The following is a 19,838-nucleotide window of genomic DNA, read 5'->3' as shown; positions in this document are numbered from 1 at the left end:
GGGGGGAATTTTATGGTTCAAGGAAAAGCTCATAAATTTGATGACAATATAAATACAGATTACATTATAGCTGGGAAGTATACAAAAACTCTCGATTACAATTTTTTAGCAGAGCATGTCTTTGAAGATATTTCTCCGGGATTTTATAAAAAAATGGAGCCAGGAGATTACGTGGTGGCAGGCTTGAATTTTGGTTGTGGCTCTTCACGGGAACAGGCAGTCCTTGCTCTGAAGTATGCAAAAGTTGGTGCCATTTTAGCGAAATCTTTTGCGCGTATATTTTTTAGAAATGCTATTAATTTAGGCCTCCCAGCTCTTATTTGTAATACTGATAAGATACAAGATCAAGATTTATTGGAAATAGACTTATCCTCACAGAAGATTTATAACCTCACAACAAACCAACAAATCCATATGGAATCTCTTCCAGAAATAATGATTAGCATTCTTTCTGAAGGAGGCCTAACGCCCTATCTGAAAAAGAACAAAACCTTTACGTTACCTGTAGCGGAGTGATAGCAGAACCTTAAAAAGGGGGGGATGAAAGGCTACTCGTTACTAAAAAACAAAAAAGGCCCGGGCTTTTCCTTAGATCGTATTTAGGAGAACAAGATCTTTGGAATGAAACGACCAAAGTAAAAAAAGGGGGAACCACAATGCAGAAAAATTGGAAAGTGTTATTTGTGTTATGTCTGCTGGTGATCTTCTCTTTCGGGATCGTTGGCGCAGGATATGGGAGCGAGACCAGTTTGAACATGGGAAGTACCTCTTCTGCCTCTGGTGTTTACGCATGGTGCGTAGCTACTGCCAACGTAATTAATAAGGCCAATGTAGGGCTTAACGTAACGGTAGTTGAGAGTGGCGCCGGTATAGATAATCTTAAAAAGGTACGCGATGGAGTCTTTGACTTTGCTCTCTGTATCGATTTGCCATCTACTCTTCAGCTTTATGAAGGCAAGGGAGCTTTTGAAGGTGAAAAACCTTATACAAACGTTCGATGGCTCTTTTTGAGAAATGTATTTGCCGATCGTCTCTATGTAAGAAAAGATGCTGGCATAAAATCTTTTGGGGATTTTGCAGGGAAGAGATTTTGTCCAGGCATCCCAGGATCTGCTTCTGCTTCTTACATTATGCAGTATAACGATATTTTGGGCACGAAAATTAATCTTATGCCCATGGCGTATGGAGACGCAGTAAATGCGCTGAAAGAAGGGCGTATAGTAGGGCTTCAGAAATCCAGTGGGTTAAATTCTATGGATGCTTCCCTGATAGAAGTCAATATTACGAACCCATTAACAGTTATTGGATATTCAGAAGAAGATGTGAAAAAAATACGGGAAAAGATTCCCAGCATGAGCTTTTTAAAGACTGAAAAAGGAACTATCTCTCAACTTCCCGATGTAGGCCCTATATGGGAAGAGTGTCCTATAGCAGGGGCTGTAGCTACTGCGGATATGTCTGAAGAGGTGGCTTATAACATTATTAAATCCTATATGGAAGGTTTTGAAGAAGTGGCGGCAGCTTACTCTCCTGTAAAAGGATGGGATCCTGTGGCAGACTACTTTAAATATGCGCCAGAGGATGCCTTTATTCCTGCCCATGCCGGACTCATTCGTTATGCGAAAGAGAAAGGTATAGAAGTGCCAGAATATTTTATTCCACCAGAGTATAAGTAAAAAATCCTATAGTAAAAATGGAGGTAGGATTTTTTCCTACCTCCCGCACCCTCGAAAAGAGTAAGTTAACAAGGGGGGTAGAACAGGGTGGATTTACAAAACTTTTTCAAAAAACACGTAGATAAGATTTTGTTCTGGAGCGGTATTATTTTTTCTCTCACGCAATTGATTGTTCCCATGTTTTTTCAGCACTTACTCGATATACAAGTGAGGGCTCTTCATGTTGCCCTCGGGGTTTCCATAGCGTTACTCCACTGCCCTTTCCGTCAAGGGGAGGAGAACAATAATGATCGTTCATATCTTTGGGATATATTCCTTATCGCAATTATTGCTATTGCATGTATAAATGCCATAAGTAAAGCTCTTGGAATTTACATGAATCCTGGCGGAGCCACAACGTTCGATCTTGTTTTAGGAACAGCACTTATGATTATTGTTTTAGAAGCTGCCCGTCGAACTGTAGGACCAGCTATTCCTATTATTGTCACTTTGCTTTTCCTCTATATATACGTAGCTCCTCATTTAGGAGGAATTTGGAAGATACGAGGATTGTCCTTTGAGTTTATTATGAACTCTATATATTTTTCTCCCCTCGGGTTGTTCGGTAGTGTCACCGGTATGTCCGCTACCTTTATAGCTATGTTTATTATCTTCGGATCATTACTGTCTGCTACAGGAGGAGGTAAAACCTTTATTGATTTAGCGCTAGCTCTTACAGGCCGTTTTGTTGGAGGACCGGCGAAGGCGGCGGTAGTCTCAAGTGCCCTTTTTGGAAGCATTTCGGGCAGTTCTGTAGCAAATGTTATGGTTACAGGAAGCTATACTATTCCGCTTATGAAGCGCCTTGGATATCGCCCTGAATTTGCAGGAGCGGTAGAAGCCATAGCCTCTTCCGGAGGAGGCATTACTCCTCCAATTATGAGTATTACGGCTTTTATGATGGCTGAATTCCTGAATATCTCTTATATGAAGATCATAGGTTACGCCATACTACCATGCTTCCTCTTTTATACGGGCGTATTCAGCGGTGTTCATTTTCAGACGAAGCGGAGGGGGCTCTCTGCCGTCCCTGAAGAGGAAATTCCTAAGTGGAAAGATGTCCTTACTTTTGAGCGGATGGCGGGACTTATTATCCCCACCGTTATTCTTCTTTATCTTATAACAGTGGGACAGCCTCTTCTTAAGGCGGGTTTTTACGCGAGTATCTCTACCATAATAATATTGGCCATATGTGATTTTACGAAAGGGAAAATCAAAGAAACACCCCAAAAAATTTTATCGGCGCTTGCTGAGGGTGGAGCCGATGTAGCAAGAATTGTTCCAATTCTTGTCTCCGTCAGTGTGTTGGTGAACCTCATTGGAATTACTGGCATAGCTCCTAAAGTAAGTGGCTTGATATTAAAGCATGGAGGATCCAATATTTTTATAGCTCTTCTTGTTGCTACAATTGTTCCGTTTATTTTAGGTACATCCCTACCGGTAGTTCCTACTTACGTCCTTTCTGTCTCTATTCTCGTTCCTCCGTTGTTGAAAATTGGCATTGATGAGGTTGCTGCTCATCTCTTCTTTATTTATTGGGCGATCTTAGGAGGGGTAACTCCTCCTACCTGTACCGCAGCTGTTGCTGCAGCCAGTATTTCTAAGGGGGACTGGGTAAAGACTGGGCTTAATGCCATTAAACTTGGAGCTGTAGCGTTTATACTGCCTTATTTTTTTGCGCTCAATCCATCTCTTGTGGGCAGAGGACCGCTCCCTTCTATTTTATGTCATGGAGTTACTGGTTTTGTGGGTTCTATAGCAATAGCGTATGGTTTTTTCGGGTTTGGAAAGGGCGTTGTAGCTTTAATGAGCCGAGTTCTTTTTTTAGCAGGTGGTATTTTGCTCCTATTCCCAAACGTTGGAGTTTCTATAGCTGGTGGAATAGCAGTGGTTGTGGCTTTTATATGGAACAGGGCACTTTTAAAGCGAGAACGTATTCTTATTGATGGGGGAATTAACATTGAGAAAAACAACCAGTCTTAAAAAAATGATTTTTGAAAGAAGAGCACTTGTTTGTCCAGGAGCCCATGATGCCATTTCTGCAAAACTTATAGAAAAGGCTGGTTTTGAAGCTCTTCAAGTGAGTGGTTTTGGGCTATCTGCCACGTGGCTTGGTTTGCCTGATATGGCATTTCTTTCTTTCGGGGAAATGTTGAGTTTTACCAAAAATATAGTGAATGCGGTGGATATACCTATTATGGCTGATGCCGATACGGGGTTTGGAAGTAGTATTAACGCCATGTACGTGACGAAAGAATTGATCCGTATTGGTGCTGCTGGTATGAATATTGAAGATCAACTTTTCCCTAAGCGATGTGGGCACCTTGAAGGGAAACAGATTATTTCTAAGGAAGAAATGGTTCTGAAGATCGAAGCTTGTGTCGCTGCGAAAAATGAACTGGATCCCGACTTCGTTATTAATGCTCGTACAGATGCTATTGCTGTAGCTGGAGTTGATGAGGCTATAAAAAGAGCTAATGCTTATGCAGATGCAGGAGCTGATTTAATTTTTGTTGAGGCTCCACAATCAAAAGAGCAAATTCAAAAAATTATTGATGAAGTAAAAGCCCCAATTAGTATCAACTTATTCGATGCAGTGAGTGGAGGAAAAACCCCCCTTATCCCCATTGAAACTTTGAAAAAGATGAAAGTTGGTCGAGTCAGTATTCCTGTCGGTCCGTTATTTGCAGCTATTAAGGGAATGACAACATACCTTGAAGCGATAAGCGGGGATAAAATAGCAGAAGGGCGAAATGATTTAGTGGCACCCTTTAAAGATTTTAAAGAACTCGTAGGTTTTAATATTTTCAGAGAGTTGGAAAATCAGTACTTACCTCAATCCTAACAAGATTTTATAGAGTGGAATGTGCACGTTGTACTAAGTGTATGTAGCAAGTAGAAGAAAGAGTTTTTGGGGTGCTCTATTTTTTTAAGAATGAAGGAGGTAAAGACTCCTCCATTCTTATCAAAAGGAGGCATTAAAATGAAGCGTTTAATAGTGTTAATGACGACTATAACGGTTCTTTTTAGTACTTCTGCTTTTGCTGCAGTCCCTTCAGATGAAGTGATTTTTTTGCAAGGATCAGCAGCTGAAGTAGGGGCAATGTGGGGAGAAGTCAACCGAGATTCTATTTTAAGGGCATACAATACATTTATGTCACGAGCTGAGGGTAAAGAAGACCAGCTAAGGCAATTCGCGAAGCTTTCAATAGACCTTTCCAAGAAGATTAATTGTTCTTATTGGATCGATGAGCTTAACGCTATTGCTGATAAGGTTGGAATAGATCGGGAGCTTTACATTGCTTTCACTTTTGGAAGATACAGGGATTTAGCCCTTTTTTATGAAGGAGTAGGATGTACTTCATTTGCAGTTGCTCCACCGGCAACAAGGGATGGACAGATTATTTTTCATAAAACGAGGGAAACCGCTGTAGATCTACAATCAGCCTATCTTAAGAAAATAACAAAAGTGCCTCCAGGTGATAAAAAACCGTATAAGTTTTTCGGAGAAATGGGTACTGCAGATACAGGAGTGTCGTTTTTTGTTAACGAGAAAGGTCTTGCAGGAGGCGCAGATGTCCCAGCCCAGTGGCAACATAAAGAATGTTATGTTGGTCCTTACGAGGGAGAGCTACCCTACGTTGATCCTCCTAAATATGACGGATTTATGAATCACTACATTCCCCGTTATATCGCTGAGCACTGTAAAAACATTGACGAAGCAAAAGAAGTTCTCCATTCTTTTGCAGAGAAGGGATATATTGCCAGTGGAAAGTTAGGGACTAATTATTTGTTTGTTGATGCAAGAGGGAAAATTCTTCAGATAGCGGATAATTGCTATAAGATTATAGAAGAAAGAGAGAGTCCTCCCCTTGTATATGCAGGGGATGAATATGAGGGGATATATTTCACTGTCTCTAGGGAAAATGATTATGGTTCGCCTGAAGATGCCCTTGTCACAAACTATGGGAATATAACTATTGAATTAGTTAATTCACCCAAGGTTTCAAAACACTCTGCCTTGTGGAATTTTGCCCGAGCACAGTCGAGCGCCACGATTTTAATTGATCCCGAAAACCCAGAAGCTTTGACGACTATTTTTGTAACATTACCAGCCTACGGATATTCTATTCCTTTCCTGATGGGGGCAAACGCTACACCTAAAGCTCTCGTTGATGGAACAGTTTATGAAGCTCAAAGGGGAAACTTTAAATATAACGAATTCTACGAGGCTGGGGTCAATGACGAATGGAGAAAATTTATTTATACCGTGAGGGAAAAAGTCAAAAAGGGAGAAGATGCAACAAAAGATATGAATGATAACTTCCTTCAAATGGTCAACTTGGTGCTCTCTATGAACCAATAATGGTACCAGATCTTGAAAATGAGCCCGTTGCACTAGGTGTATGTAACCGTCGTCTGTCATTATGATTAAGTATCACCTTTATTGACTTTGCTTCTTATCTTACTGTATAATTCCACAAAATGGTGAACAGGCGGCCTTTATATAATAAAAGGTGCAGCTGGGCCTTCATGAGGCAGCGGGAACATTTATTCCCCCGCGGGACGTAGATATAGATCTTATGTCCTAGCGGGGGTTTTTCGTATGCTGACGTTTTTGGGGCGGAAGTTGTTATACCCACTTCCCGTGCAAATCTGGCAAGAATCCTGTCTTTGTGAGGAAGCGAGGAGAAAAATATGACTGAAATTAAAGACCTGTTTCAAGCAGCTCAAATCCAGGGCTTATCTGAATCAGAAGTAGATCACCGTCAGAAAATAGAAGGTTTTAACGAACTCCCTTCCACCGCACATAAAAGTTTCCTTCACATAGTTATAGAAGTGGGTAAAGAGCCGATGTTTTTGCTCCTTGTCGCTTGTGGAATTCTTTATCTTCTCTTGGGAGAAAAGCGTGAGGCGGCATTATTGCTGTTTTTTGTTTTTGCAGTTATGAGCATTACCATCTATCAAGAACGAAAAACAGAACGAGCTCTTGAAGCCTTACGAGATCTTTCTAGCCCGAGAGCTCTTGTTATGCGGGAAGGTGAGCAAAAGAGAATACCTGGCCGAGAAGTAGTACGAGGTGATGTCATAGTAGTTTCGGAGGGAGATCGTGTTCCTGCCGATGCGAGGCTCATTGCAGGTGTTAATCTTTCCGTAGATGAATCTATGCTTACAGGAGAGTCTGTTCCAGTTCGTAAAAAACCGTGGGACGGCCATTTGGAAACAGGTCGCCCAGGTGGAGACGATCTACCCTTTCTTTATTCAGGTTCCTTGGTTGTCAAGGGACAAGGTGTAGCTGAAGTTACAGGCATTGGTATCAATACAGAAATGGGCACAATCGGCAAGGCCCTCCAGTCTGTAAAAGAAGAAGACACATTATTACAAAAAGAAACAAGCCGAATAGTTAAGGATTTCTCCATTCTCGGATTGATCTTTTGTTCCGTCCTTGTCGTTGTATACGGGATGCTTCGAGGAAACTGGTTAGAGGCTATTCTTGCAGGAATTGCATTAGCCATGGCTACCCTTCCGGAGGAATTTCCAGTGGTCCTCACGATTTTTTTGGCCTTGGGAGCCTGGCGAATTTCTCAGAAAGGCGTGCTTACTCGACGAGTTCCAGCAGTTGAAACTCTTGGCGCAGCTTCTGTTCTTTGTGTAGATAAAACTGGAACCCTCACACAAAATAAAATGTCCATAGGAAAATTATGTGTTGTAGGGGAGTGCTGGGGGCCGGAACAGGACGATGATCCATTCCCTGAAACATATCATGCTTTACTGGAATATGCCATGTTGGCCAGCCAAAAAGATCCCTTTGATCCCATGGAGAAAGCTATTTTGCGTTCTGGAGAGAAGTTATTGGAAGGGACAGAGCACCTTCATGCCAACTGGGCGCTTGTAAGAGAATATCCTCTCTCGCCAGAGTTGCTGGCCATGTCGAATGTATGGCATTCACCAGATAGATTAAGTTGGGAGATAGCAGCTAAAGGAGCTCCTGAAGCCATAGTAGATTTGTGTCATATGGATGAGAATGCAAAGGCACAGGTAGAGAAGTGGGTAGAGAAGATGGCCGATGAGGGGCTGCGAGTTCTTGGAGTTGCAAAAGCCCAATTTCAGAAGGAAAAGCTTCCAGATATTCAGCATGATTTCTATTTTGAATTTGTCGGACTTGTAGGCCTTCTTGATCCAGTCCGTGAGGATGTAGCTGCTTCAATTCAGAGCTGTTACTCTGCAGGAATTCGTACTATCATGATTACTGGAGACTATCCTGGCACGGCTAAAAATATAGCCCGGACTATTGGACTACGCAATCCAGATGCTGTTATCATTGGCCCAGAGCTGGAAAATATGACTGACCAAGTGTTGAAAGAAAAAATACGTTCTGTCAATATTTTTGCCAGAGTTGTTCCAGAACAAAAATTAAGAATCGTAGAGGCTCTTAAATCAAACGGTGAGGTCACAGCTATGACAGGGGACGGAGTCAATGATGCCCCGGCTCTTAAAAGTGCTCATATTGGCATAGCCATGGGTGGACGTGGTACTGATGTCGCTCGAGAATCGGCAGCCCTCGTGTTAGTGGATGATGATTTTTCTTCTATTGTAAAAGCTGTGCGAATGGGGCGGCGTATTTTTGATAATATTCGAAAAGCTTTGGCTTTTGTCGTGGCTGTCCATGTTCCCATTGCTGGCTTGTCACTGATCCCTGTTTTCTTTAAGGAATGGCCGTTAGTCTTATTTCCTGTTCACATAGTATTTTTGGAATTGATTATTGATCCGGCCTGTTCAGTAGTATTTGAGGCAGAGCAGGAGGAAGAAAATATTATGGATCGAAAGCCTCGAAATCCTTTGAAGCCTCTTTTTGATAGAGCAACTGTAACTTTAGCCGTGTTGCAGGGGCTGGGTGTCCTTGCCCTTGCACTTGGAGTTCTCATAGCTTGTGTCTTCGCAGGATTTTCTCCAGAAAAGACACGAACTATCACTTTTGCTGTTTTGGTTCTCTCTAATTTAGGTCTTATTATGACCAATAGATCATGGACACAAGGGACGTTAACTATTTTCAAAATCCCTAATAAGGCTTTTTGGCTAGTGGTAGCAGGAGCTTCTTTAATGCTTATCTCTACTATGTCCATCCCGATTTTTCGCCAGATTTTTCACTTCTCTTCTTTGGATTTTATGGATGGAGTTATCACCTTTTTGTTGCCTTTGCTCAGTTTAATGTGGTTTAAACTGATAAAGTTGTTTTTGAAAAGCAGACTTTCTTGATAACAAGGGAAGACGAGCATGTTTCATAATGAAATTTGTTTAGCCCGAGATGAAAGTATGGACATTCTCCTTTTCTTTGAAGAAGGGTAAGGGTTTCTACATGGTATGTATTGGGGAAAAAATCATAGGGTGTGATGTGTTCTACGAAATACCCGTTTCCTTCAAAAAAAGCGAGATCTCGTGCTAAAGTGCCAGCATTGCAAGAAAGATAAGCGAGGCGCAGAGGGCGATATTCCGTAGCGAGCCAATGCCTAACGTCTGGTTCTAATCCTACACGAGGAGGATTGACATAGGCTAATCGGTGTTGAAGGGGCGTGTTTTTTGCCCATTCGTTGAGTTGAGGAATGCGAAGGGAACATGTTCCTCTTAAGATCTGAGCAAGAGGAGCGTTTATAGAGGCGTTTTCTACAGCTTCTGCTGATATTTCTACGCCTATAGTTCGAGCCCCGAAAATTGTCCATAGCCTAAGACTTGCTCCACTTCCACAGTATAAATCTATAATACTATCATTTTTTTGAGGCGTCAGGAAATCCTGGGCCTCTCGAAGAGATTGTATATAAAGATTGGGAATAAGTTGTTGGAAGGCTGTGGGGCCATATATTAGGCCCATTTCATTATATGATCGAGGTTTACCCCACAGAAGATGCCAATTTCTTTTCCCGAAAAGGCGACGACCAGCGGAAGGATGAAGATGAAGCCAAAGCCCCTCAATTCCTGTTTGAGAAAGATATTTTTCGTGTTCGACTAACCAGCAAAGATCGGGTTTTACATTTGTTTTTAGAATAAGAGTTGCCTGTTTTCCTGTCTGTGCATATAAAGATAGAGAAAATATTTCTGGAGTAGGTATTGATTCTGAAATCCAAAGAATCATTTTACGAACCCGTTCCGAGTGTATAGGACATGTCTGGAGATTGACAAAATGCTTGCAAGCTATCATTCCTATTTGCCATCGAGCTTCTTGACTCCATTGGGTTAAAAGACTTACTTTCTCTCGATATCCCCATCGCTCTTGAGCTAGGGGAGTTTTGATGGAGCGTAGCTCCTTTCCCCAAGGAGATAGCGCATGGGCTAGCCATGCCATCTTTTGTTCTGCACTTTCTTCGCTTGTTATATTTCTGTGAGCGCAGGCACGACATAAAGAATTGCAGCCCTTTGGTATGTTTTCTTGCATAAAGAGACCCCTTCCCTAATGAGCGTCTTGTTTTTGAACTGTCAGAACAAAACCATATTTCATTTTATAAAGGCAAAATTGTAAGCTGTCTAGTAAGAGCGAAAACCAAACAGCTAACGACTTTATCGCGCTATTTAGCGCTATGTATGTTTTTTCTGGGAGTTCCTAATGAGGCATCATTCCAGGGTAATGTTATACTATTTAATAAGATTTGGACCCGTTATTGTAATTATAGAGATGCTGTACATATTTTCTCTTTGAGCGAAAGCTTCCAATTTATCTAGAGAGGTACTGGTTAATTACATGATGGATCGTGAGAAGGCTCTTTTAAACAATCTCTTTGATAATATTGAGGATGCTATAGTGCTAGTGAATGCGCTGGGGGCAATACAGCGTGCCAATGAAGCTTTTTTGAAGCTTTTTCAGTATGCTACGCATGAGCTTTTAGACCAAAATGTTATCGACATTGTAGTTCCAGATTTTTTTAAGAGACGAGCGGTCTCTATAGCTCGAAGCATCAATAGAGGAGATGAATTTGCGAGAACTATTGTGCAGTGTGTCCGCAAGGATGGAACTTTCTTCCCTTGTGAGTTCTCTGTGGTTCCTTTTTTTTCAGGCAAAGATGTGGAGAGTGCATTCTTAGTTTTTCACGATTTAACACGTGAACATGATAGAGATGAACAATTATATTATGCTATGACCGTGGTGAAAGAAAGCTCCGTAGTTTTGTTTCGTTGGAAAGCAGAGGAAGGTTGGCCCGTAGAGTATGTTTCTGAGAATATAAGCCAGTGGGGGTATACTCCGGTGGAGATTAAAGGAGAGAAAGGTCCTTTCCTCTCCATCATTAAAGAGGAAGATCGTCAAAGGATACTTCAGCAGGTTCAGAAACACGAAGAAGCTGGGGATGAGGAATTTTCTCTGGAATATCGCATTGTAACGAGAGACGGGAAGAACATCTGGGTGGATGCACGTACGACAGTATTGCGAGATAAGAAGGGGAAAATCATTTACCTCCAAGGCACAATATCTGATGTCTCCTTTCGAAAAGAGGTAGAGCTTGCCGCCTCGCAAAATTTCAGTAAAGTTTTACGGGCTTGGGAGCAGACTATAGGAGTTATGGCGCTTATAGCGGAGAAGAAAAATCCTTTAACTTTGGGGCATCAAAAGAGGGTAGCGATTCTCTCTCGTGCTATAGCGGAAGAATTGGGGTTGCCTGATGAGGAGATTGGAAATATAGAGAAAGCTGCTTTAATACATGATATAGGAGAGGTAGAGATTCCCTCGGAGATTTTAAGTAAACCAGGTCCTTTGAACGAGGTGGAATATAATCTTGTTCAAACCCATGCAGAAGCAGGATACATTATTCTTAGCCGCATAGAGTTCCCTTGGCCCTTGGCAGAGACTGTGTATCAGCATCATGAACGTCTCGATGGTTCTGGGTATCCTCGAGGTTTAAAGGGAGATGAAATATTGTTGTCTGCCCGTATCATAGGGGTAGCAGATATAGTGGAAGCAATGTGCTCTCATCGGCCATATAGACCAGCTCTTGGTTTAACAGAAGCTCTAGAGGAGTTGGATCGGTTAAAGGGTTCGGCTTTAGATCCTCAAGTAGTAGATGCTTGTGTCTGCCTTTTCAAGAAAAAGGGGTTTAATATAACGATCGAATAAAAGTAGGCATCGCGAGAAATACGGTTGTTTTTCATGAGATTCTGGTTTATAAATGCATGGCAGAATAGAACTAGAAAGGAGGGGTAAGGAGTGACGCGAAAAGAAAAGGTTTTTTGGGGTATGTTTGTCTTTTGTTTGGCTATATTAATTGTGGCGAGTCAACCTATATTTGCGGAGCCTCGGGATGTTCGAGTAGATTTAGGTGCAGATGAGAACAAGCTGAGGTGGTATATGGTAAAGGTTGATGAGCTTGATTCAATGCCTCTCACTACAGTAAGAGTTTATTATGCAGCGGCGGCTGGAAAGAAACAGATGGTGGAGGCGTTAGTAGCAGAAGCTGGTTTGGAGGAAGCTAAAGCTCAAACCTTGTATTTTAGTGAATATGATTATGTTTTTAATTCTGCAGAGAAAAAATATGCTATTAAAGCAGCTCGTCATTACGATACAGGAGGGAACCATCTTTTTGGAGCAGACGTTAGCTTTGAAGAGTTGCAGTGGATGGATTCGACAAAAGGCTCTATACCCTCCAAAGCATTAGAAGCATATACAAAGCTTTAAGCGTTTTTATTACAAGGGAGAAGATCTAGAGTTGGAAAATTCAAAGTGCTCTTCTCTAAATAAGTTTACGCAGCATGATACGACAGAGGGGTCATAAAGATGTCCAGCTCCTCTGTCGATTTCGTCTAAAGCCTTTTCTATAGCGTAGGGACCTCTGTGAGGACGAGGGGATGTCATAGCTTCCACCACATCCGCCACTGCAATAATCTTTGCCTCTAACAGTATTTGGCTGTTTTTTAGTCCCTCAGGGTAACCAGATCCATCCAGCCTTTCGTGATGTTGAAGGACTATTTCAGCTACAGGCCATGGGAAATGAACTTGTTTCAGCACATCAAAACCAAATCGAGGGTGCTGTTGAACGATTTGATATTCTAGCGAGGAGAGCTTTTCTGGTTTTGTAAGAATTTCGCTCGGGATATACAATTTCCCCAAATCGTGAACGAGGGACGTATTATAGACTGCTTCTTGGATAATGGAAGAACATCCCATTCTCTTTGCTATAGCAAGACTCAGTTGAGCGACTCGTCCTTGATGGCCGGAAGTGGTATGGTCTTTCATTTCTATAATATGGCCGATAGTAGCAATAGTAGATTGAAATGTCTCTCTCAATCTGGAGATAGTATGGAGCAATTCATCTTGTGTTTCTTTCTTTTTATATGTTTCTCCGATGGTGCTTGCAAGCACTTCGAGAACAGAAGTGTTAATAGAAGCCCACGTGTGAGTTGTTTCTTGATAGAGAAGCATAAGAACCCCATTTCTGTTCTCTCTTGTTTTGAAAGGGAGGGCAGTAGCATTTAGGCCGGAGAGAAAACTATTCTCTATTGGAAAAGTGACAGGGATCTCTTTTTTTATATATTTAATGTGTTCTTCTTTAAAAGAAAATGTAAAAAAATCCGAGGGCGTTCCCTCATAAATAGGAGAGAACCACTTTTTCCCAATGTGAAATACGTTTGGAGCCTCTATTTTACTTTGATATAATCCACATCCTAACAAACCTAAACGTTTCCCTATTTCCTGAAGGGCATTTTGTATAGCATTTTCAAAATCCCTGGAAAGAACAAGTTGGGAAGAAACGGTGGAGAGGAGAGATTCCAGGTGAAATTGTAAGGCCAAAGCCCTTTCCTGCGCTTTTTTACGGGTTAGATCTTGAAAAAGTAAAAAAGCTTCTTTTTCCCCACTCAATCTCTCCACAGGAAATCCACTCATAGAAACAGGCAGAGGAGTTCCGTCCTTTTTATTCTGGAACCGCTCTATGTTTTTGAAACGTTTATTTAGGGATAATTTTACGAGCTCAGATGTTTTCTGTACTCGTTCTTCAGATGTTGAGATATATTGAGCGAGATTTTCCCCTTGAATAGAGCCCTCCTTATAATTAAACATTTTGCAAAATTCCTTATTGACTCTTGATATATATCCTTCCCCATTTAAAAGAACGATTCCTTCAGGTGCCCCTTCTATAAGTCCGCTAAGAGATTCTTTGTTCTCCATAAGAGCGGCATTAACATGGTGGCGGTGCATAATTTTACTGAAAAGGAGAATGCTCAAAGTACCTAATGTAGCTATAACAAGAAGGTTAGCTACGATGAAATGGTAATGTTCCTTAATTTCCTCTAAAGGATCATTCACTATAGTACTGTTGCTGGGGAGTTGCGATGTGGAGATGCCGAACTTTTTTATCTCGCGATAGTTAAAAAGCCAATGTATTCGTTGAGATTCTCGAATGGGAATATCCTTAACGGCCCGTCCAGAAAGAATTTGTAGCACCATCTTTGCAGCTGTATGGCCGAACTCTTCTCCATGATTGATAGGGCCTCCGAGAACTCCATTAAGCAAAGGGACTCCGTCTAAATGAGAGTAAATAGGAAAATCCCCCATAGAACGGATAATATTTATTCCTTCCTGTAGCGCACAGTTTTCTCCCTGGATGTTTAGAAAATAAGACGTAATGATAATAACTGTACTTTTGCTTTCTTCTGAAAGAGCATTTTTTAATAATTCAAAGGTAGGGGAGATAAGAAATAAAGACTCGATATAATCTTTTTGCCTCGTTAAAATTTCTTTGAGCTGTTGAACATCTTTTTCTCCCGCCGTTGTTGTATCCCCAATGACAATAATTTTTTTGACGGTAGGATGTAACCGCATAATAACATCCACCATTGCTAAAAAAGGTGTATGTTGAGCTGTACCGGTGTAATTCCTCAAAAGGGGTTGCTGGATAGGTGATTTTATATTTCGAATCCCTGTAAAGACTATGGGTATGCCGGGGAAAATCTTTGGTCCATAAAGAGAAAGAAAATTGAAAGCTTCATCACCAGAACACACAATAGCTGCGAGAGGAGTTTGAGAATATTTTATGGGGTAAAGTTTGCTTAAAGAAGGATAGAGCTTTTGAGAAGATAGCCGTCGGGAATCCATGTACTCTATGTAGGGTGTTGTTTTAATTGAGGCATTATGAAGCGAGGTTAGGATACCCTTGATAACACTGTCGGTCCAAGGGTATCCCTTATGGTAAGAGTCGAGAATTAAAATAGGAACTCCACCCTCATTTTCTCTAGAAAAGACGCCGAAAGGGCACAACACAAGAGAACAAATACAAAAGAAACATATCCCTGCTCTTTTTAAGGCTTTTTCCCTTGCTCGTTCCATGGATGGGGCTCCACCTGCCTTATCAAGTCACTTTTTTTCATGGATAGAGAGATTCTTTTCCTCTCTATATCAAGTGCTATCACCATAACTTCAACCCGTTGGCCTGGAGAAACAACTTGCTGGGGAAATTTTATAAAATGATCGGAAAGGGCACTTATATGGATAAGCCCATCTTGATGGATGCCAATATCCACAAATGCTCCAAAAGCCGTGACATTTGTAATAATCCCCGGTAAAATCATCCCTTTTCGTAGATGCGATATATCCGTTATATCTTCAGCAAAAACAAAGCTGTCAAACTTTTGGCGTGGGTCACGCCCGGGCTTTTCAAGTTCAGCCATTATATCTTGTAAAGTTGGGAGCCCAATTTCCCCTGTAACGTACCGATCTAAGCATATATTTTTGCGAAGTTTGTTGTCTGTTATGAGCGCATGGATAGTAGTCTCCAAATCTTGAGCTATTTTTTCTACGAGTCCATAATTTTCTGGATGAACGGCACTCGCGTCAAGAGGGTTGTTCCCTTCAGGGATACGAAGAAAGCCCGCACTTTGTTCAAAAGCCTTAGGGCCTAAACGAGGGACTTTTTTCAGATCTTCTCTTGTTTGGTATAAGCCGTTTTCTTCTCGATATCGTACAATATTTTCTGCGAGTTGAGAGCCTACTCCAGAAACAAAAGTAAGAAGTTCCTTACTTGCAGTGTTAACGTCCACTCCAACAGCATTAACACAGCTGGCTACCACATCGTCAAGAGCCTGCTTCAATGCTTTGGGGTCTACGTCATGCTGATATTGCCCGACGCCTAAAGAGCGAGGATCTATTTTGATAAGTTCAGATAACGGATCCATTAAGCGTCGTCCTATAGAGATAGCTCCTCGTACTGTTACATCATAGTCGGGAAACTCCAGTCTTGCAATTTCAGAGGCTGAATATACAGAGGCTCCACTTTCGTTGACCATTGCAATAATTGGTTTCTTCGGAAAAGATATGTTTTGTATGAAACTCTCTGTTTCTCTTCCTGCGGTTCCATTCCCGATTGCAATGGCCTCAATAGAGAAACGTTTCATCATATCTAGGACCTTTTGAGCAGATTCTTCTTCCCGTTTCTGTGGGGGGTGAGGAAATATTGTCTCTGTGTGAACAAGCTTTCCTTGACGGTCAAGGCACACAACTTTGCATCCAGTCCGAAATCCGGGATCGATAGCGAGAATATTCTTATGTCCGAGAGGAGGGGCCATGAGTACTTCTCTGATATTCTGAGCGAAAACGGTAATAGCCTGTTCATCAGCCTTTTTTTTAAGGGCATTTCTCAGTTCTGTTTCCATAGAGGGGGCAAGAAGCCGTTTATACCCATCCTCTACTGCTTTTTCAACAATTTTACTTTCCTCATTTTGAGAGCGTACGAAGTGTTTTTTTATCTCCCGTAAGCAACGGTCATCTTCTGGGCGTATTCGTAGAGTTAAGTACCTTTCTTTTTCCCCTCTGAATAAGGCTAAAATACGATGGGATGGAGCGGCAAGCGCTTTTTCCTTCCATTCGAAATAGTTTTGGTATTTTATCCCCTTTTCTTCCATCCCTTTTGCTACAGATGATACAACTATACCTTCTCTTACAAAAATGCGGCGGATGCACGAACGTGTCGCCCTATCTTCACTTATTTTTTCGGCCAGAATGTCCATAGCCCCTTGTAGGACTTCGTCAACGGAGTTGATGCCCTTCTCTGGATCAACGTAATCCTGGCTATAAGAAAAGGGAACTCCTCCCTCTTGTTTCAGGATTTTTTCAGCGAGAGGAGCCAAGCCTTTCTCTGTGGCGATGCTGGCACGTGTCCTTCTCTTAGGACGATATTGAAGGTAGATGTCTTCGAGAACTATAAGATTGGGAGCCCCCAAGATAGCTGTTTTAAGTTCTTCCGTCAGCAGCTCTCGTTCAGAAAGAGATTTTAGGATAGACGTTCGACGTTTCTCCATTTCCATAAGCTCGTTCTTTTTATCTCGAATGCGAACTATCATGACTTCGTCAAGGCTGCCTGTCGCTTCTTTCCTATATCGGGCGATGAAAGGAATAGTACAACCTTCGTCTAAAAGAAAGCTGACAGCTTCTACTTGAGATACAGAAATATCCAGTTCTTTTGCTATGGGAAACGCCGTATTTGAAGTTGATGCCGACATCTTCTTGTTCCTCCTATACTCTGCTAACTCTTTGTATGGTACCATGTTTTCCTAGTTACAATTTGGTATAAAAGTGGTAAAATTTCAAATAGTCTAGAGGTGATGTGTATGGGAACATGGAAAAAAATTGTTTTTCAGCTGTTTGATATGCTCTATATTCCTGATGATTTAACGCATCTGAAGAATAGAGCTTTTTTGCATGTTTCCGATACCCCATCATCGTTCTATCCTGTTCTTAAGAGGCTTATTAAATTCTTTAACCCTCGTGCTGTGATTCATACAGGAGATTTGGCGGATGAAATAAAACTTGGCTTATATCCTTTCTCTTTACCACAGTATTGCCAGAAATTATACTCTCTAGCCCCTATTCTGGAAGAGGATGGAGAACGAGATGTTATTATAGTGTTAGGGAATCATGATAATGGAGAGAATGTAAAAAAGGTTTTTAAACGTAGTGAGACGGTAAAATGGAGTGGTAAGGTGACTCTTAAAGGATTACACTTCAATCTCAGCCATGATTATAAGGGGTTACCTCGGAGCAGTGGTGCATTAAATCTTTTCGGGCACGACCAATACATGCCAGAATGTGTTGGCAGGGAAATATATCTTAATGGTTTACTTTCTATTCATCTCATAGATCCTGATGAGGGGAAAGTTTATCATTTGCCATATCCTAGATTTGTGGATCAAAATCGCCTTCTGCGGAGAAAAAGAGGATTATAAAAAAATAATAGTTAATGAAACTATTGATTAAATTTCATCTTTCTTGTTGCTAAACACTTGCCAAAAGACTTACAATGCTACTATACTTGTTTCAAATAGTGAAACTTTTGTATTTTAAGCAAAAGAACAAGCACTTTACTATATTCTTGCGGCGCTTATCAAGGGAGGTCGAATTTTATGGAAGTTCTCAAAGTCTCTGCAAAATCGCAGCCCAAGTCCGTAGCAGGAGCCATAGCAGCTGTTCTTCGCGAGAAGGGGGCGGTAGAGGTCCAAGCTGTTGGAGCTGGCGCAGTGAACCAGTCGGTGAAATCGATTGCCATTGCAAGGGGGTATGTAGCTCCTAATGGGATTGATTTAATCTGTATTCCTGCTTTTGCGAAAATTGAGATTGATGACGAAGAAAGGACAGCTATCAAATTCCAGCTTGAATCTCGATAGTTTTTTGTTTTATGTGCCGTAGGAAACAGACAGGCGTAACGGCAGAATAAGGCCGTTGCGCTTTTCTTTTTTGCCCCCCTTATTTTCCCACTGGAGAAATTTGCAGTGAGTGTTTATACTTACCTGCATAATGTATAAAACTACATAACGCTTACAATTGATATTTGATATATACACTATTCCTCATAAATAGGAGGTAGGCTTTATGACAGATATAAAGGCACCGAGAGGTGTGAGGGATATACTCCCTGAAGAATCGTGGAAATGGGCATATGTCTTGAAAACAGCATCTGAGGTGGCCAGGAATTTTAGCTACTCTGAGGTTCATCTGCCAATTTTTGAACAAACAGACCTTTTTGCCCGTGGTATTGGAGAAGCGACGGACGTGGTAGAGAAAGAAATGTACACTTTTGAAGACCGCGGAGGCAGAAGTTTAACGCTTCGTCCAGAAGCTACGGCTTCTATGGTCCGTTGTTATTTGGAACATAATATGAACGGCACTATTCAGCCGGTAAAACTATGGTGTGCTGGCCCGATGTTTCGATATGAGAGACCACAGAAAGGACGATACCGTCAGTTTTGGCAACTGGACTTTGAGAGCCTTGGCGCCTCCAATCCTATGGTTGATGTTGAGGTCATCGGTCTTTCTCTTGAGCTTTTCCATCGCCTAGAGTTGCAGAACTTGGAAGTAGTAATAAACTCTGTGGGGTGTCCTGAATGTCGTCCTGTTTATAGAGAGCGGCTAAAAGAGTACTTTGCTCCCCGAATGGATAAGCTCTGTAAAACCTGTCAAAATAGGTTTGAGCGCAATCCTCTCCGTATTTTAGACTGTAAGGAGGCCGGGTGTAAGGAGATAACAGAAGGTGCGCCAGATATCTATTCGAGCTTATGTGATGAGTGTCGTGAGCATTTTGACGCAGTCTTGCAAGGGCTTGATAGAATTGGTGCTCACTACCATATAGATAAGCGTTTAGTAAGAGGATTAGATTACTATACAAAGACGGCTTATGAAATTCTTTCTGGGGCTCTTGGCGCGCAGAATGCTGTGTGTGGTGGAGGTCGATATGATAATTTGGCCGAAACCATAGGTGGCGCAGCTACTCCTGGGGTAGGTTTTGCCGCAGGGCTTGATCGTATTATTCTCGTGATGGAAGAGCAGGGGTGTTCTTTCGGTTCGAGTCCGTCTTTGGATGTATATGCCATCGGCCTTGATATGGAGTCTCGTTTTGAACTTCAGAAGCTTGTTTCTGAGTTGCGTCACGCAGGGTTCTCTGCCGATATGGATTATCTTGAACGAGGAATGAAAGCACAGTTCAAATCGGCAGCGTCATCAGAGGCCTCTTTTGCCTGCATTCTTGGTGGAAATGAATTAGAGAAAGGTGTAGTGAATGTAAAGGACCTCAAATCAGGCGAGCAAGTAGAGGTCGATCAAAGTGCAGTTCTTGCATACATACAGGAAAAAATAAAACGATAAAAAAGCAATTTTGCATGCGT

General features: G+C 41.7%; 14 protein-coding genes and 1 riboswitch. Of the genes, 11 read left to right on the top strand and 3 right to left on the bottom strand.

Annotated features, from left to right (window positions below):
* Window positions 1-12: 12 nt before the first annotated feature.
* The 6 genes from K360_RS0108220 (at window position 13) to K360_RS0108195 (ending at window position 8,972) form a co-directional block, all read left to right on the top strand.
* The gene (locus tag K360_RS0108220) at window positions 13-516 is read left to right on the top strand and encodes a 3-isopropylmalate dehydratase small subunit (RefSeq protein WP_024822686.1); all 504 of its coding nucleotides are present in this window, start codon (window positions 13-15) and stop codon (window positions 514-516) included.
* A 140-nt stretch (window positions 517-656) separates the two neighbouring features.
* Window positions 657-1,676 carry a TAXI family TRAP transporter solute-binding subunit gene (locus tag K360_RS0108215; protein ID WP_024822685.1) on the top strand — a complete coding sequence of 340 codons (1,020 nt, stop codon included), beginning with the start codon at window positions 657-659 and terminating at the stop codon, window positions 1,674-1,676.
* 87 nt (window positions 1,677-1,763) lie between these two features.
* On the top strand, window positions 1,764-3,698 hold the full coding sequence (locus K360_RS0108210) for a TRAP transporter permease (RefSeq protein ID WP_024822684.1): 1,935 nt from the start codon (window positions 1,764-1,766) through the stop codon (window positions 3,696-3,698).
* Complete coding sequence (locus K360_RS0108205; protein ID WP_024822683.1) at window positions 3,676-4,560, top strand: isocitrate lyase/PEP mutase family protein; 885 nt, start codon at window positions 3,676-3,678, stop codon at window positions 4,558-4,560. Before K360_RS0108210 ends, K360_RS0108205 begins: the two co-directional genes overlap by 23 nt.
* 138 nt (window positions 4,561-4,698) lie before the next feature.
* On the top strand, window positions 4,699-6,081 hold the full coding sequence (locus tag K360_RS0108200; RefSeq protein ID WP_024822682.1) for a carcinine hydrolase/isopenicillin-N N-acyltransferase family protein: 1,383 nt from the start codon (window positions 4,699-4,701) through the stop codon (window positions 6,079-6,081).
* 112 nt (window positions 6,082-6,193) lie between these two features.
* Window positions 6,194-6,287, top strand: a riboswitch (NiCo riboswitch).
* A gap of 126 nt (window positions 6,288-6,413) precedes the next feature.
* Complete coding sequence (locus tag K360_RS0108195) at window positions 6,414-8,972, top strand: cation-translocating P-type ATPase (protein ID WP_024822681.1); 2,559 nt, start codon at window positions 6,414-6,416, stop codon at window positions 8,970-8,972.
* On the opposite strand, the gene K360_RS0108190 is transcribed toward K360_RS0108195, so the two are convergent.
* On the bottom strand, window positions 8,932-10,143 hold the full coding sequence (locus K360_RS0108190) for a class I SAM-dependent RNA methyltransferase (protein ID WP_024822680.1): 1,212 nt from the start codon (window positions 10,141-10,143) through the stop codon (window positions 8,932-8,934). The genes K360_RS0108195 and K360_RS0108190 overlap by 41 nt on opposite strands.
* Window positions 10,144-10,446: 303 nt before the next feature.
* Between K360_RS0108190 and K360_RS11075 the strand changes: the two genes are divergently transcribed.
* Window positions 10,447-11,811: an HD domain-containing phosphohydrolase gene (locus K360_RS11075; RefSeq protein WP_024822679.1), complete on the top strand. Its 1,365-nt coding sequence runs from the start codon at window positions 10,447-10,449 to the stop codon at window positions 11,809-11,811.
* A 90-nt stretch (window positions 11,812-11,901) separates the two neighbouring features.
* Window positions 11,902-12,369 (top strand): hypothetical protein, encoded by a 468-nt coding sequence (locus K360_RS0108180; RefSeq protein ID WP_024822678.1) that lies wholly within the window; start codon window positions 11,902-11,904, stop codon window positions 12,367-12,369.
* Between the two features lie 9 nt (window positions 12,370-12,378).
* Here the strand turns inward: K360_RS0108180 and K360_RS11070 are convergent, their stop codons facing one another.
* The gene (locus tag K360_RS11070; RefSeq protein WP_024822677.1) at window positions 12,379-15,015 is read right to left on the bottom strand and encodes an ABC transporter substrate binding protein; all 2,637 of its coding nucleotides are present in this window, start codon (window positions 15,013-15,015) and stop codon (window positions 12,379-12,381) included.
* A complete protein-coding gene (locus K360_RS0108170) occupies window positions 14,988-17,183 on the bottom strand; it encodes a Tex family protein (protein ID WP_024822676.1) in 2,196 nt (731 codons plus the stop codon). Before K360_RS0108170 ends, K360_RS11070 begins: the two co-directional genes overlap by 28 nt.
* 108 nt (window positions 17,184-17,291) lie before the next feature.
* Here K360_RS0108170 and K360_RS11065 point away from each other — a divergent pair, with 108 nt between their 5' ends.
* From K360_RS11065 to hisS, 3 genes are all read left to right on the top strand, one after another.
* Complete coding sequence (locus K360_RS11065; protein WP_024822675.1) at window positions 17,292-17,906, top strand: metallophosphoesterase; 615 nt, start codon at window positions 17,292-17,294, stop codon at window positions 17,904-17,906.
* 177 nt (window positions 17,907-18,083) lie between these two features.
* Window positions 18,084-18,344, top strand: coding sequence for a stage V sporulation protein S (locus tag K360_RS0108160; RefSeq protein ID WP_024822674.1), 261 nt, complete (start codon window positions 18,084-18,086; stop codon window positions 18,342-18,344).
* A 205-nt stretch (window positions 18,345-18,549) separates the two neighbouring features.
* Complete coding sequence (gene hisS, locus K360_RS0108155; protein ID WP_024822673.1) at window positions 18,550-19,818, top strand: histidine--tRNA ligase; 1,269 nt, start codon at window positions 18,550-18,552, stop codon at window positions 19,816-19,818.
* Window positions 19,819-19,838 lie beyond the last annotated feature (20 nt).

This window comes from Aminobacterium mobile DSM 12262 (assembly GCF_000526395.1).
Lineage (GTDB): Bacteria > Synergistota > Synergistia > Synergistales > Aminobacteriaceae > Aminobacterium > Aminobacterium mobile.
This window is presented reverse-complemented; position numbering and strand designations above follow the sequence as displayed.